Raw genomic sequence first — 15,401 nt, 5'->3', positions numbered from 1 at the left:
TAGACTAACAATCAATTTACGTTTACGCTAACGTAAACTTAAATCACAAATGGACTGACCAGTTTGGCCCCCTGTTTCAGCTTGGGCCGCCAAGCTGTCACCCCCTTCATATGAGGAGAGCAAGGATGCATGCAGTGATGGACGAGACCCTGTGCGCCCTGACCGAGCAGGTCGAGGCCTTCTGCCAGAAAGTGATCGCGCCGCGCGCCAGCGAGATTGATCAAAGCAACGTCTTCCCCCGCGATCTCTGGCCCCGCATGGGGGAGCTGGGTCTGCACGGCATCACGGTGGCGGAGGAGTATGCCGGGGTGAATCTCGGCTATCTGGCCCACGTGCTGGTGATGGAGCAGGTGAGCCGCGCCAGCGCCTCGGTCGGCCTCTCCTACGGCGCCCACTCCAACCTCTGCATCAACCAGATCCACCGCCACGGCACGGCGGAGCAGAAAGCGCGCTACCTGCCCCCGCTGGTGAGCGGCGAGCATGTGGGGGCGCTGGCCATGAGCGAGCCGGGCGCCGGCTCCGACGTGGTGAGCATGCGCCTCAGCGCGGTGCGCGAGGGGGATAACTTCGTGCTGAACGGCAACAAGATGTGGATCACCAACGGCCCGGATGCCGACACCTTCGTCATCTATGCCAAGACAGATGCCGCTGCCGGCCCCAAAGGGATTTCCGCCTTTATCGTCGAGGCGGGGACTCCTGGTTTCTCCATCGCCCAGAAACTCGACAAGCTCGGCATGCGCGGCTCCAGTACCTGCGAGCTGGTGTTTGACAACTGCCGGGTGCCGCAGGAGAACCTGCTGGGCCCCTTGCATGGCGGGGTCAAGGTGCTGATGAGCGGGCTGGATTACGAGCGGGTGGTGCTGGCGGCCGGTCCCCTTGGCATCATGCAGGCCTGCATGGATGTGGTGCTGCCCTATGTGCGCGAGCGCAAGCAGTTTGGCCAGCCCATCGGCGAGTTCCAGCTGGTGCAGGGCAAGCTTGCCGACATGTATACCCGCCTCGCCAGCAGCCGGGCGCTGGTCTACTCGGTGGCGAGCGCCTGCGATCAGGGCCTCACCAGCCGCAAGGATTGCGCCGCCGCCATTTTGTTTGCCGCCGAGAACGCCACCCAGATGGCGCTCGATGCCATCCAGCTGCTCGGCGGCAACGGCTACATCAACGAATACCCCACCGGCCGCCTGCTGCGGGACGCCAAGCTCTACGAGATCGGCGCCGGCACCTCGGAGATCCGCCGCTGGCTCATCGGCCGCGAGCTGATGGGGGATAATGCATGAGCAGGCTCCACTCCCACCTCGACACCGCCAGTCCCGACTATGAGGCCAATCGGGCCGCCATGCAGGCCCTGGTCGACGATCTCAATGCCTGCCTGGAAGAGATAGCCTTGGGCGGCGGCGCTGCCAACAACGCCCGCCATCAGGCTCGCGGCAAGCTGCTGCCCCGCGAGCGCATCAACCAGCTGCTGGACCCGGGCTCCCCCTTTCTCGAGCTCTCGGCGCTGGCCGGCTGGCAGGTCTATGACGAGCCGGTGCCCGCCGCCGGCATCATCACCGGCATCGGTCGGGTCTCTGGACGCCTGTGCATGCTGGTGGTGAATGACGCCACCGTGAAGGGCGGCACCTACTACCCGCTCACGGTGAAAAAGCACCTGCGCGCCCAGGCCATCGCCGAGCGGCTGCGCCTTCCCTGCCTCTATCTGGTGGATTCCGGCGGTGCCTTCCTGCCGATGCAGGACGAGGTGTTCCCCGACCGGGATCATTTTGGCCGCATCTTCTACAACCAGGCCCGCATGTCGGCCCAGAACATCCCCCAGCTGGCGGTGGTGATGGGGCTCTGCACTGCCGGCGGCGCCTACGTGCCCGCCATGGCGGACGAGTCGATCATGGTCAGAGAGCAGGCCACCATCTTTCTGGCGGGCCCGCCGCTGGTCAAGGCCGCCACCGGCGAGGAGATCAGCGCAGAAGCCCTGGGCGGCGCCGAAGTGCACTGCACCCACTCAGGGGTGGCAGATCACATGGCTCGCGACGATGGCCACGCCCTGGCCATTGCCCGTACTCTGGTGACCCACCTGGGGAGCGAACCGGTAGAGACCAGCCCCGGCTATGAGCCCCCCTGCTACCCCATCGAGGATCTCTACGGCCTGGTGGGCACCAGCCTCAAGCGCCCCTATGACGCACGGGAGCTGATCGCCCGGTTGGTGGATGGCTCGGACTTTGACGAATTCAAGGCGCTGTTCGGCACCACATTGGTGACCGGCTTTGCCCGGATCTGCGGCATGCCGGTGGGGATCCTCGCCAACAATGGCGTGCTGCACAGCGACAGTGCCCAGAAAGGGGCCCACTTCATCCAGCTTTGCAACCGGCGCGCCATCCCGCTGATCTTTTTGCAGAACATCACCGGCTTTATGGTGGGAAGCCAAGCCGAGCGCGAAGGGATCGCCAAGCATGGCGCCAAGCTGGTCACCGCCGTGGCCTGCAGCCGGGTGCCCAAGATCACCCTGATCGTCGGCGGCAGCTTCGGTGCCGGCAACTACGGCATGTGCGGGCGCGCCTACGACCCCGATTTTCTGTTCAGCTGGCCCAACAGCCGCATCTCCGTCATGGGCGGCGAGCAGGCAGCCGGGGTGCTGGTGCAGGTGCGCCGGGACAAGCTGGCGGCCGAGGGCAAACCATTGAGCGAGCAGGAGGCAACCGCCATCCGCGCCCCGGTGATCGAGCAGTATGAGCGCCAGGGCCACCCCTACTACGCCAGCGCTCGCCTGTGGGATGACGGCGTCATCGACCCGGCCCAGAGTCGCACCGTGCTGGCGCTGGCACTGGCGGCCTGTCAGGGGGCCGAGACCGGCCCGGAACAGTACGGCATCTTCCGGATGTAAGGAGTTCACATGTCCGATCCACTCAGTCACGCTCTCCAGCCCGGTTTTCGGCTGGAGCGACACGGCCCGCTGGCCGAGCTGGTGCTCGACCGCCCAGCCCGCCACAATGCCTTTGACGCCGACCTGATGCTGGGGCTGCTCGACTGCCTCGACGAGCTGGCCCACACCCACGGCCAGGCCCTCACCGATCGCCCCCACGCATTGCTGCTGCGGGCCGAAGGCAAGCATTTTTGCGCCGGCGCCGATCTCAACTGGATGCGCAACCTGGCCCATGCCGATTTCGAGCACAACCGGGAAGACGCCCGGGTGCTGGCCCGGCTGATGCAAACCCTGGACGAGCTCCCCTTCCCCACGGTGGCGCTGGTACAGGGCGCCGCCTACGGCGGAGCGCTGGGCCTCATCTGCGCCTGCGATCTGGTGCTGGCCGCCGATGACGCCCGCTTCTGCCTCTCCGAGGTGAGCCTCGGGCTGGTGCCCGCAGTGATCAGCCCCTACGTGGTGCGCGCCATGGGGATGCGCCAGGCCCGCGCCCTGATGCTCTGCGCCGAACCGTTCGATGCGGTAACCGCCTGCCGCCTAAACGTGGCGCACCGGCGCTGCCCGCCGGATCAGCTGCTGGCCGAAGGACGCGCGCAGGCCCTGCGCCTGTGCCGCAACGGGCCAGAGGCGATGAAAGAAACCAAGCGGCTGCTGGCCGCCCTCGAGAGCCACGGCGCCAGCCTGCACGAAGAGAAAACCGTCGAGACCATCGCCCGGGTACGGGTCGGTCTCGAAGCCCAGGAGGGGATGCAAGCCTTCTTCGACAAACGCCCCCCCGCCTGGCGCCCCCGTTTCAAGGACGAAGCATGACTCAATACCACCCCATCAAGCCCCTGCTGATCGCCAACTGTGCTCAATATAACTGGCGTGTGGATCAACACGCTCCGCACTTGTGCGCCTTGAACGACAGGGAGCCAGCATGACCAACCACACTCCAATCAAGCGCCTGCTGATCGCCAATCGCGGCGAAATCGCCGTGCGCATCATCAAGACCGCCCGGCGCCTCGGCATTCACACCATCGCCCTCTACTCGGACGCCGACGCCCACGCCATGCATGTGCGGGAAGCCGACGAAGCCTGGCATCTGGGGCCGGCCCCCGCCCGGGAGAGCTACCTCGACACCGGCAAGGTGCTGCGCATCGCCCAGCGGGCCAACGCCGACGCCATCCACCCGGGCTACGGTTTTCTGTCCGAAAACAGCGACTTTGCCACCGCCTGCGAGCAGCGGGGTATGCGCTTCATCGGGCCAAGCGGCGCCGCCATTCTCGCCATGGGCGACAAGTCGGGCGCCAAGGCGCTGATGCAGGCAGCCGGCGTGCCGGTGCTGCCCGGTTATCACGGCGCGGATCAGCATCCCGACTTTTTGCGCGATCAGGCGACCCAGGTGGGCTTTCCGCTCCTAATCAAGGCGGCCAGTGGCGGCGGTGGCAAGGGAATGCGCCGGGTCGATCAGCTGGCCGACTTTGACGATGCCCTGGCGGCGGTCAAGCGGGAGGCAAGTTCTGCCTTCGGTGACGACCACGTGCTGCTGGAGCGCTATCTCGCCCGTGCCCGCCACGTGGAGGTGCAGGTGTTTGCCGATACCCTTGGCAACGCCATCTATCTGGGGGATCGGGACTGCTCGTTGCAGCGCCGCCACCAGAAGGTGATCGAGGAGGCCCCCGCCCCCGACATCGCACCGGCGCTGCGCCGCGCCATGGGCGAGGCCGCCGTCGCCGCCGCCCGGGCCATCACATATCGGGGGGCCGGCACCATCGAGTTTCTGCTGTGCGGGGAGGAGTTCTTCTTCATGGAGATGAACACCCGGCTGCAGGTGGAGCACCCGGTCACCGAGGCCGTCACCGGCCAGGATCTGGTGGCCTGGCAGTTGGCGGTGGCCGAAGGCAAGCCGCTGCCGCTCACCCAGGAGGAAGTGGTGCTGCGCGGCCACGCGGTGGAGGCGCGTCTCTACGCCGAGGACGTGGCCGCCGGTTTTCTGCCCGCCAGCGGCCCCATCAATTGGCTCCACTGGCCGGCTGGCGTGCGCATCGACACCGGCGTCGGCGCTGGCGATGCGGTGAGCCCCTATTACGACCCCATGATCGCCAAGCTGATCGCCCACGCACCGAGCCGCAGCGAGGCCTTTGCCAGCTTGGCCGACGCGCTGGCGGCGCTGGAACTCGGCCCCCTGGTGCACAATGGCCCGCTGCTGCTGCGCCTGTGCGAAGAGCCCGCAGTACTGGCCATGGGCCACCACACCCAGTGGCCCATTCCCACCGATACCCTGCCCGTCCCGGCGCTCGCCTGGCCGCTCGCCGCCCTCTGGCTCGCCAGTCGCGAGCACGGCGCCTCCCCCTGGCAGCAGGCAGCAGGCTTTCGGCTGGGCCCCACCCGCAGCTTTAGCGCGGCGGTGCGCATCGGCGAGGAGGCCCGCGCGCTGACCCTCGCCGAGCGGGCAGGCAGCCTGCTCTGGCAGGGCGAGCAGATCCCGTTCGAGCTCGGGGCGGATCAGATCCGCCTGCAGCAGGCCGGCAGCTGGCAGCGCTACCCGCTGCACACCCTCGGCGAGGGCGACTATCTGCTGCACCTGGCGGGCAGGCGCATCCGCTTCTCGGCCGATGATCAGCATCATCAACTGCACCATGATCACGAGGCAAGCGATGCCCCCGGCATCCTGGCCCCCATGCACGGCATCGTCGTGGCATTGCAGGTCGAGGCCGGCCAGCCAGTCAGCAAGGGGCAACCCCTGCTGGTGCTGGAGGCGATGAAGATGGAGCACGTCCTCAAGGCCGATCGGGATGGGGTGATCGAGGCGCTGCAGTGCCGCCAGGGCGAACAGGTGAGTCAGGGCGCCCTGCTGGTGCGCTTTGCCGAGCAGCATACCACTCAGGAGGAGCGCTCATGAGCCGAGCACAGGAGAGCCGGGACGACAAGGTCAGCCTGGTGGAGATGGGGCCGCGGGACGGCCTGCAAAATGAGGCCGCGACCCTCTCGCTGGTGCAGCGGCTGGAGCTCATCGCCCGCCTGGCCGAGAGCGGGCTGCAGCGCATCGAGGTGGGCGCCTTCGTGTCGCCCAGGAAGGTGCCGCAGATGGCGGATTCCGCCGCACTGTTCAATGCCCTGCCGCGCAGGGGGCCGACCCGCTATGGCGCCCTGGTGCCCAATCTGCAGGGTCTGCAGGCCGCCATTGCCGCCCGCGCCGACGAGATAGGTCTCTTCACCGCCTGCTCCGACGGCTTTACCCGGGCCAACATCGGCATCAGCGTGGAGGAGTCGCTGGTGCGCTTCGCCCCGCTGGTGAAAGAGGCGCGTAGCCTCGGCATCAAGGTGCGCGGCTACCTCTCCACCGTCATCGCCTGCCCGTTCGATGGCCCGACCCGGCCCAAGCGGGTTGCCGCCATGGCCGAGCGGCTGCTGGATCTGGGTTGCCACGAGATATCGCTCGGCGACACCATCGGCGTCGGCACCCCGGGCACGGTGGCGCCCATGCTGAATGCGGTGCTGCACGAGATCCCGGCTGGCCGGCTCGCAGTCCATTTTCACGACACCTATGGCCAGGGGCTGGCCAACCTGCTGCCGGCGCTGGAGCGCGGCATCCGCACCATCGACAGCTCGGTGGCCGGGCTTGGCGGCTGTCCCTATGCCCCCGGCGCCTCCGGCAACGTCGCCTCGGAGGAGGTGGTCTACCTGCTGCACGGCCTTGGCATGAGCACCGGCGTCGATCTCGACCAGCTGGCTGCCACCGGCCAGTGGGTGAGCGAGCAGCTCGGCCGCTCCAACGGCTCGCGGGTCGGCCGGGCCCTGCACGCCAATGCCGAGCGGCTGCGCACCCGGCTGTGCCAGCCATCCCCGCAATAAGGAGCCCCGCCATGTCCAATACCCTCGCCCACGGGCTCGCCGGCAAGGAGGTGACCTACAGCATCTCCGAGCTGGCCCACGAGTTCGACATCACGCCGCGCACCATCCGCTACTACGAGGACGAGGGACTCATCACCCCGACCCGGGAGGGGCAGACCCGCATCTACAGCCACAAGGACAAGATCCGGCTCAAGCTGACCCTGCGCGGCAAGCGGCTCGGCTTCAGCCTGGCGGAGATCCGCGAACTGTTCGACATGTATGACACCGACCGCTCCAGCAAGACCCAGCTCAACTCCATGATCCAGCTCATCGAGGCCAAGCGTCACTCCCTGCGCCAGCAGCTGGAGGATATCCAGATGGTGATGGCCGAGCTGGAGGCGGCCGAGCAGCGCTGTGTTAATTCCCTTAACAGCTTGAAAACCAGCGCAGATTAACCGAATCTGGGATCATCTCTGCCTGCTGGGAGACCCCATGAAACGCTGGTGCTGGTTGTTGCTGCTGCTCTGCTGTACGGCATGGGGCCACCCGCTGATCCGGGTCGGTGGCTACCCCTATGCCCCCTTCGTCGTCAAGGACGACAGCGGCCACTATCGCGGGCTGACCCTGGATCTCATCGCCCTGCTCAACGACATCCAGCAGGATGTGCACTTCGTGTTCGTGCCCACCTCGGCCCCCCACCGCTACAAGGCGCTGGCCCTCGGCCGCTTCTCGCTGATGCTGTTCGAAGATATCCGCTGGGACTGGAATGCCGATCAGGTGCGCATCAGCCGTCCGCTGCTGCTGGGCGGTGAGCGTTATGTCGCCCTCAAGGCGCCGGGGCGGGATCAATCCTTCTTTGACAACCTGGCGCAGCGCCAGTTGATCGGGGTCAGCGGCTATCACTACGGCATCGCCGATTTCGACGCCACCGCGAGCACCCTGAAGCAGCGTTTCAATATCACCCTGGTCAAGGACAACATCAGCGCCCTGCAGGGGCTGTTCAAGGGGCGCGGCGAGGCGGCCATCCTCAACCTCTCCTACCTCAACCAGTTCGACAAGGAGTACCCCGAGCAGGCCGACCAGCTGCTGCTCTCCAACCGGTGGGATCAGCAGTATGAGCTGCGAGCCCTGCTCAGCCCGGACGCCGGGATCTCGGTACAGCAGCTGGAACAGTGGCTGGCCCAACTGAAAGAGAGCGGGAAATTGGCAAGCCTTTGGACAAAGTACGGCGTACAGCATCAAGTGGCACCATGATCATGCCCTGAAAGTTTGTTACCCTATGCGCATCAATTGGAGACCCTCATGCCCAAGCCTCTGCGTGCCCGTCTACTGCGCTACGCCCTCTACCTCTGCGCCGCCCTGCTGATCTCCCTGCTTATTCTGTTATGGCAAGCCCCCACGCTGACCCAGCGCCACCTGCCAAGCTGGCTGGCCAAACACTACGGCCTGCACCTGAGCCTGGGGGAGATCGACGTCGGCCTGCGCCACCCCTCCCTCGCCATCGGCCCCACCACCCTGTTCGATGACCAGCAGCAGCCCCTCATCGCCTTCGAGCGCCTGCAGCTCACCCCCTTGCTAGGGGAAAGCTGGCGCCAGCGCGCCCTGATCCTCGACGAGGCGCGCCTCGTCAAGCCAACCGTCAATCTGGTGCGGCTGGCGGATCAAGGCAAAACCGTTCGCTTCAATCTGACCGAGGCGCTGGCCAGCCAGCTCACCCCGAGTGAAACCACGGACACCGACAGCAGTGCCCCCTTGCTGGTGCAGATCAACCAACTGGCGGCAGAGCAGGGCCACATCGCCTATCAAGACAGCCGCAAGCAGAGCAGCCTCGGCTGGGTGCCCACCCTGACCCTGAGCGGGCTCGACCTGCAACTGCCGACCTTCTCCACCGCCCCTGGTCGCGCCAACCCCTTCGCGCTCGCCGCCACCCTCAACCAGCAGAGCCCGCTCAAGGCAAGCGGTGAGCTCGACATCATGAGCGGCGCCGGCAAGGGTAAGATCAGCCTCGGCAAGCTGGCGCTCGCCCCCTTCGCCCCGCTCTGGGCCCCTTATCTCGACGTCAAGCTGGCCAAGGGCGAGGCCAACGCCGAGCTGGCCTACCAGATAGCCGAGGGCAAGCAGGGGCTGAGCTGGCAGCTTTCCAAGGGCAAGTTGACCCTCAATGACTGGCAGCTCCAGCGTCGCAAGAGCGGCGAATTTGCCCGCTTCAAGCAGTTGGCGCTGACCGGCATCGCGCTCGACGGCAACAAGCAGGCGCTGCAGATAGACCGGCTGGCGCTCAAGGCGCCGGCCGTCAGTGCGGTGCTCGATGCCAACCAGCAGCTGGATCTGGCGACCCTGCTGCTCCCCCAGCCGCCGGTCAACACCAGTAAAGCCGCCAAACCGGCGGCGCCGGGCCAGCCCTGGCGCTGGAGCCTCAAGCAGACCCGTATCGAGCAGGGCCAGCTCAAGCTGACCGAATCGAGCAGCGGCAAACCGCTGCTGCGCGAGCTCTCCGCCCTGACGCTGGCGCTGGGTCCGCTGGGCAGCCAGAGCGGACAGAGCTCCCCGCTCACCTTGAGCGGGGCGCTCAACAACCAGGCGAAACTGGACTTTGACGGCGACTTCACCCTCGTCCCCTTCAGCCTCAACGGAGAAATCAAGCAACAGGGCCTGCCGCTCAGCTGGGCCCAGCCCTATCTGCAGGATCTGCTGCGCATCAGCGTGCGCGACGGCCAGCTTGCCAGTCGCACCAAGCTGGCGCTGGCCACCGATGCCAAGGGGGCATTGAGCAAGCTGGAGTTGAGCAGTGGGCTCGATATCGAGCGGCTCAACGTGCTGGATCGGGCCGACAACCAACGCCTGCTGCAAATTGAGCAACTGCAACTGAGCGGCCTGCACTACGACGGCATCAGCCAGCAGGTGAAGATCGACGACATCCTGCTGCGCAAACCCTTCGCCCGCATCGAGATCAACGAAGACAGGGTCACCAACGTGCAGCAACTGCTGCTGCCGCAACCCGCCACGGCCAAGTCCGCCAGCAGCGGGCCGGCCCCTCGCGTCAGCATCGCCCAGGTCCGCACCGAGCAGGGCAACCTGCGCTTTGCCGATCGCAGTCTGAGCCCGGAATTCGTGGTGGACATCGCAGCCCTCAGCGGCCAGAGCCGCCACATCAGCAACATCCCGGGCCAGCGCTCCGAGCTGGCCTTCAACGGCAAGGTGGACCGCTACGCCCCGGTAACCATCCGTGGCGGCACCAACCTGCTGATCGAGCAGCCGGTGCTGGACGTGGCCGTCACCTTCAACAATCTGGAGCTCACCACCTTCACCCCCTACTCCAGTACCTACGCCGGTTATGCCATCGACAAGGGCCAGCTCTCCATGAAGCTCAACTACCAGTTGCAGGGCAACCGGCTGGAGGGAGACAACGACATCACCATCAAGAAGCTGCAGCTGGGGGAAAAGGTCAAAAGCGAGCAGGCCAAGGATCTGCCGCTGGGGCTGGCGGTCGCCCTGCTGAGCGATGCCAACGGCGTCATCCAGATGAATCTGAAGGTGAAGGGCAATCTGGATCAGCCGGACTTCAGTCTCGGCAACATCTTCTGGGACGTGCTAGGCAACACCCTGCGCAAGGCGGTCACCTCCCCCTTCTCGCTGCTCGCCTCCCTGGCGGGCGGCAGCGAGGATCTCGATGAGCTGCCCTTCCTGCCCGGGGAGCCGGATCTCACCCCCACCCAGCAGGAGAAGCTGGCCAAACTGGCGCAGGCCCTCAAGGACAGGCCCAAGCTCAGCATGAACATTCGCGGCAAGGTCAACTTCAACGAGGAGCGCCCCATCCTGCAACGCCAGAAGCTGGAGCGAGCGTTGGCCAAGATCACCGGCGGCCCGGTGGACCTCGAGCTGCTGGAGCAGGACCCCGCCATGCAATCGGCCCTGGCACAAGCTTATGAGGCCCGTTTCAACGAAGATCTCGGGGATCTGGCCGATCGGCTGAAGCTCGATGAAGAGAGCCCGGCCCTGCGCGCCCAGGCGGTGCTCCTGCTGCGGGATCAGCAGCTCATCACCGCCAAGTCTCTGCGCAATCTGGCCATGCGCCGCGCCCAGAACACCAAGGAGTTTCTGGTGGACCGCCAGGGGATCGCACCGGAGCGGCTGTTCGTGCTGGACAGCCAGGTCAAGGAGGCCGACAAGGAGGCCAAGGTGGTGCTGACCCTGGACGATTGAGCCGCTGACATCTGCAGGATGAGGGGCCCCTCATCCTGCAGATGTCACGCTCGTCTCCTCCTGGCACCCACCGCCAAATCCATCGTCTCGCCGCCTTGCTTTACCCTTGCTGCAGCCAGCCACTGGCTCTCTCGGCAATTCAGCCACCGCACGGGCACGTCTGTGCGCGATGGCACAGCCGCAGCTACAGCCACTCATCGGCCCAGGATTTTCTCACCCAGCCCCCTAGCCTTCGGTCGTTTAAGCCCTCAACCTTCTCAGCTAACAAGTCCGGCGCCTAACAACTCCGGCAAAAAGGCCTCTGCTCGACCTTGTCGATGCTGCGAGCAGACAGCTTTGCCGTTTGCCTTAATCAAGTAATGAACGCCTCTTGTCTGATGGCATATGAGGGTGTTTTTTAGCCTCAAATGTACTCGTGCTTGGCAATGGGCATCCCGTTGACGGCACTGCTCAGCCCATCGGCCCGAATTGTATGAAACTTTCAGAATCGTGCTGCTCAATACAATTTTTCAACCTTGTCCGTACCATTCATTCACCTGCCATCTACCTGGATCGCACGAATGGTCAGTTGGGTAAAAAATCCCGTTATTTTTTTACCGTTTCAGCCATTCCCCCCCTTGCCCAGCGCCCAGAGCCTGCCTAAAATCGCGCGTCTTTTATCAACCCCCACCTCTATTTTTGGAGAACGCCACGTGAGCGAAAAATTGGCCAACCCTGCCCCTCTGGGTCTGATGGGTTTCGGTATGACCACCATTCTGCTGAACATCCATAACGCAGGTTTCTTCCCCATCAGCGCCATGATCTTGGCCATGGGCCTGTGCTATGGCGGTCTGGCCCAGATCATCGCCGGTATCATGGAGTACAAGCGCGGCAACACCTTCGGTGTGACTGCCTTCATCTCCTACGGCACCTTCTGGTGGAGCCTGGTGTTCCTGCTGGTGATGCCGACCATGGGTCTGGCCGAAGCCACCCCGCACGCCTACATGGGCTGGTACCTGCTGATGTGGGGCATGTTCACCCTGTTCATGCTGATCGGGACCGTCAACTACCCGCGCGTGAAGCAGTTCGTGTTCGCCTCCCTGACCGTGCTGTTCTTCCTGCTGGCCGCCCGTGACTTCACCGGCAGCACCCTGATCGGCACCATCGCCGGTTTCGAAGGCATCATCTGCGGCGCCAGCGCCATCTATCTGGCCATGGCCACCGTGATCAACGAACAGTTCGGCCGCACCGTGATGCCGATCGGCGATCACAAGAAAGCTGCCGCCGTTCAGCTCAAAGCCGCTGCCTAAGCACCCGGCCGACACAGCTGTCACGAAAAAGGCACCCCGTGGGGTGCCTTTTTGTTGGGTGCAATTTGCCAGGATCGCCCGGCTAGCCGTGATGCTCGGGCTCCCCCGCCAGCAACCTGGTGGCCGGAAAACGCGCTGCCGGTTGCTGGCCGAAGAAGCGGCTGAACTGCAGGTACACCGCCGGATAGGTGTCGCGCAGGCGCAGCGGATCGGTGAAAAAGCACTCGCTGCACACCGCAAAAAACTCGGCCGGGTGCGAGGCGGCGTAAGGATCGATGGCAGTAGGCTCGTGGTGATCCAGCTGCGCCTGCATGGCATCGAATGCCACCTGCAGCGCATCGGTCCACTGGCGCGGATCCATGCCCGCCGGCAGTGGCGGCGCCCCGTCGGCCTCCCCTCCCAACATGTCGAGCTTGTGGGTCAGCTCGTGGATCACCAGATTGAAGCCGTCCCAATCCCCGTCCTGCTGCAGCTCACTCCAGGCCAGCACCAGCGGCCCCTGCGGCCAGGATTCGCCGGCGTTCTCCTCTTCAACCTCGCTCACCAGCCCGAACTCGTCCTGCACCTGCTGGCGGCGCACCACCGGCTCGGGGATCAGGATGATCTCGTGAAAGCCCCGGTACCAGTCGAGCCCCAGGTGCAGAATGGGCAGCGCCGCCTGCAACGCCAGCACCGCCTGCTGACGGGGAGTGAGCGACACCCCGAGCTGGGTCAGGGTCTTGCGGGCCAGCAGCTGTTGCGCCAACCCGATCAGGGTCTGCTCCTCCTCCCGGGAAAAACCCTGCAAAATGGGCACCGCAGCCAGGGCCTGCTGCCACTCCAGCGCGCCAGGCCCATTGTCATCTTGCCGGGACGCACCACCAAACACACTTCGTAAGCGGGACCAGAACACGCAGACTCCTCTTGCTGATCAGACTGTTTTCACAAACCGTTTCGGACGCTCGACATACCCCTGCGCCAGATAGAAGCGATGGGCCCCTTCCCGCTTGAGGCTGCTGGAGAGCTCCAGCTGGCTGCAACCCTGCACTCGCGCCCGCTCCTCTGCCGCCACCAGCAGGTCAGTGCCAACGCCGCGTCCCCTTGCACCCTCATCGACAACCAGCGCCGAGATCAGGCCCCACGCTGGTGCAACGTGCAGCGGGCTCAGCCAGTGCCACACCAGCACGCCCGCTATCTCCTCCCCCAGGCAGGCCACCAGCACCTCGCGAGCCGGATCTTGAGCCAGCCACCGCTCGCCCAGCACCTGCGGGCTGACCGGGTAACCCAGCTGGCCGAACAGGTCGGCCATGGCGGCCGTATCCTCGGCACATGCCGGGCGGATCATCGCTATTTCTTGCTCCATCTTCATCCTTGGCCTTGATTTTGCTCTCCCTCTTCCGCCGCAGAGCGCCGACGAAAGAGGAGATGATACCGGGCCGGCACCGCATTCTGTCCAGTTGCACCGGCCATTTGTTAATGTCAATTCACAAATTAACAATATAACAACATATTTCGCTGGGAAGCCCCAACACAAATCGATATGTTAAAACCCGCGGACTGGCCAGTGGAAACATCCACCGACCCGTCCCACACCATAACGAGTGACCCCAGGGTCACCACCTATTTGAGGGAGCGGAGCACAGACCCCGCCAACAAGACAGCACAACAAAGGAGTTGTTGTACATGAATGAGATCGTCAATGCCATCAATGGTGTGATTTGGAGCCCGGCGCTCATCTATCTGTGTCTGGGGGTAGGCCTCTACTTCTCCCTGCGCAGCCGCTTCCTGCAACTGCGTCACATCAAGGAGATGATCCGGCTGATGTTTGATGGCAAGAGCACGGATGCGGGCGTCTCCTCCTTCCAGGCGCTGGCCATGACCCTGGCCGGCCGGGTGGGTACCGGCAACATCGCCGGCGTCGCCACCGCCATCACCTTTGGCGGCCCGGGTGCCATGTTCTGGATGTGGATGGTGGCCTTCCTCGGCTCCAGCTCCGCCTTCGTGGAGTCCACCCTGGGTCAGGTCTACAAGGAGAAGATCAACGGCGAATACCGCGGCGGCCCGGCCTTCTACATCGAGAAAGGGCTCGGCATGAAGTGGTACGCCTGGACGTTCGCCATCGCCACCATCTTTGCCTGCGGCGTGCTGCTGCCGGGGGTGCAGGCCAATTCCATCGGCGCCAGTCTGCAGACTGCGTTTGATATCGATCCGAACGTCACCGCCGCCGGTCTGGCTCTGCTGCTCGGCTTCATCATCTTCGGCGGCGTCAAGCGCATCGCCAACTTCGCCAGTACCGTGGTGCCCTTCATGGCGCTCGGCTACATCATCGTCGCCTGCGTCATCATCGCCCTCAACATCCACGCCCTGCCCGGCGTGATCCTGCTGATCTGGAAGAGTGCCTTCGGCTTTGATGCCGGCTTCGGCGCCATTCTGGGTCTGGCCATCATGTGGGGGGTCAAGCGCGGGGTCTACTCCAACGAAGCGGGTCAGGGTACCGGGCCGCACGCCTCCTCCGCCGCTGCGGTGAGCCACCCGGCCAAACAGGGCCTGGTGCAGGCGTTCTCGGTCTATATCGACACCCTGTTCGTCTGCTCCGCCACCGGCTTTATGCTGCTCATCACCGGCCTCTACAACGTGCAGGGACCGGACGGTGCCGCCCTCTACACCGGCATCGCCGGCGTAGCCGCCGGCCCGGGCTACGTGCAGACCGCCATGGAGAGCATGATGCCTGGCTTTGGCAGCATGTTCGTAGCCATCGCGCTGTTCTTCTTCGCCTTCACCACCATTGTTGCCTACTACTACATCGCCGAGACCAACATCGCCTACATCAACCGCAAGGTGAACCGTCCCTGGCTGACCTTCGTGCTGAAATTGACCCTGATGGCCTCCACCGTCTATGGCACCGTCAAGACCGCCGAGCTCGCCTGGGGCATGGGTGACATCGGCGTCGGGCTGATGGCCTGGCTCAACATCATAGCCATCCTGCTGCTGCAAAAGACCGCCTTTGCCTGCCTGCGCGACTATGAAGCGCAGCAAGCCAAGGGGCTGGATCCGGTGTTCCATCCGGAGAAACTCGGCATCAAGAACGCCGACTACTGGGCCGGCCACCGCTCCGAAGACAACCTGGAGCAGGAGAAATCCGGTCACCCCTTCGAACCGGACCAGGATCGCAAGATCTCCTGATCGCGCACCACTCCCCAATA

The 15,401-nt window shown here is 64.7% G+C and carries 12 protein-coding genes; 10 read left to right on the top strand and 2 right to left on the bottom strand.

Going from position 1 to position 15,401, the window contains the following annotated elements; genetic code table 11:
• Nucleotides 1–125 precede the first annotated feature (125 nt).
• The 9 genes from QLG02_RS05000 to QLG02_RS04960 all read left to right on the top strand — a co-directional run bounded on the left by QLG02_RS05000 (nt 126) and on the right by QLG02_RS04960 (nt 12,219).
• The gene (locus tag QLG02_RS05000; protein WP_282464674.1) at nt 126–1,274 is read left to right on the top strand and encodes an isovaleryl-CoA dehydrogenase; all 1,149 of its coding nucleotides are present in this window, start codon (nt 126–128) and stop codon (nt 1,272–1,274) included.
• Nucleotides 1,271–2,872 (top strand): carboxyl transferase domain-containing protein, encoded by a 1,602-nt coding sequence (locus QLG02_RS04995; RefSeq protein ID WP_282464673.1) that lies wholly within the window; start codon nt 1,271–1,273, stop codon nt 2,870–2,872. The genes QLG02_RS05000 and QLG02_RS04995 overlap by 4 nt, the downstream gene beginning before the upstream one ends.
• A 9-nt stretch (nt 2,873–2,881) precedes the next feature.
• The gene (locus QLG02_RS04990; RefSeq protein ID WP_282464672.1) at nt 2,882–3,721 is read left to right on the top strand and encodes an enoyl-CoA hydratase-related protein; all 840 of its coding nucleotides are present in this window, start codon (nt 2,882–2,884) and stop codon (nt 3,719–3,721) included.
• 109 nt (nt 3,722–3,830) lie between these two features.
• Entirely contained in the window at nt 3,831–5,795 is a 1,965-nt protein-coding gene (locus QLG02_RS04985; RefSeq protein ID WP_282464671.1) for a biotin carboxylase N-terminal domain-containing protein, read from the top strand.
• Nucleotides 5,792–6,748 carry a hydroxymethylglutaryl-CoA lyase gene (locus tag QLG02_RS04980; RefSeq protein ID WP_282464670.1) on the top strand — a complete coding sequence of 319 codons (957 nt, stop codon included), beginning with the start codon at nt 5,792–5,794 and terminating at the stop codon, nt 6,746–6,748. The genes QLG02_RS04985 and QLG02_RS04980 overlap by 4 nt, the downstream gene beginning before the upstream one ends.
• An 11-nt stretch (nt 6,749–6,759) precedes the next feature.
• Nucleotides 6,760–7,182 (top strand): MerR family DNA-binding transcriptional regulator, encoded by a 423-nt coding sequence (locus QLG02_RS04975; RefSeq protein ID WP_016350898.1) that lies wholly within the window; start codon nt 6,760–6,762, stop codon nt 7,180–7,182.
• Nucleotides 7,183–7,219: 37 nt separating this feature from the next.
• On the top strand, nt 7,220–7,981 hold the full coding sequence (locus QLG02_RS04970) for a transporter substrate-binding domain-containing protein (RefSeq protein ID WP_282464669.1): 762 nt from the start codon (nt 7,220–7,222) through the stop codon (nt 7,979–7,981).
• A 48-nt stretch (nt 7,982–8,029) separates the two neighbouring features.
• A complete protein-coding gene (locus QLG02_RS04965) occupies nt 8,030–10,930 on the top strand; it encodes a DUF748 domain-containing protein (RefSeq protein WP_282464668.1) in 2,901 nt (966 codons plus the stop codon).
• A gap of 692 nt (nt 10,931–11,622) precedes the next feature.
• On the top strand, nt 11,623–12,219 hold the full coding sequence (locus QLG02_RS04960) for a GPR1/FUN34/YaaH family transporter (protein WP_011705937.1): 597 nt from the start codon (nt 11,623–11,625) through the stop codon (nt 12,217–12,219).
• An 82-nt stretch (nt 12,220–12,301) separates the two neighbouring features.
• On the opposite strand, the gene QLG02_RS04955 is transcribed toward QLG02_RS04960, so the two are convergent.
• Both QLG02_RS04955 and QLG02_RS04950 read right to left on the bottom strand, forming a co-directional pair.
• Nucleotides 12,302–13,111, bottom strand: coding sequence for a M90 family metallopeptidase (locus QLG02_RS04955; protein ID WP_282464667.1), 810 nt, complete (start codon nt 13,109–13,111; stop codon nt 12,302–12,304).
• Between the two features lie 18 nt (nt 13,112–13,129).
• Nucleotides 13,130–13,567, bottom strand: a complete 438-nt coding sequence (locus tag QLG02_RS04950; protein ID WP_282464666.1) for a GNAT family N-acetyltransferase — start codon at nt 13,565–13,567, stop codon at nt 13,130–13,132.
• A 314-nt stretch (nt 13,568–13,881) separates the two neighbouring features.
• Between QLG02_RS04950 and QLG02_RS04945 the strand changes: the two genes are divergently transcribed.
• Nucleotides 13,882–15,381 (top strand): alanine/glycine:cation symporter family protein, encoded by a 1,500-nt coding sequence (locus QLG02_RS04945; protein ID WP_011705934.1) that lies wholly within the window; start codon nt 13,882–13,884, stop codon nt 15,379–15,381.
• Nucleotides 15,382–15,401 lie beyond the last annotated feature (20 nt).

The sequence above is a fragment of the Aeromonas sp. V90_14 genome (assembly GCF_029967615.1).
GTDB lineage: Bacteria > Pseudomonadota > Gammaproteobacteria > Enterobacterales > Aeromonadaceae > Aeromonas > Aeromonas hydrophila.
This window is presented reverse-complemented; position numbering and strand designations above follow the sequence as displayed.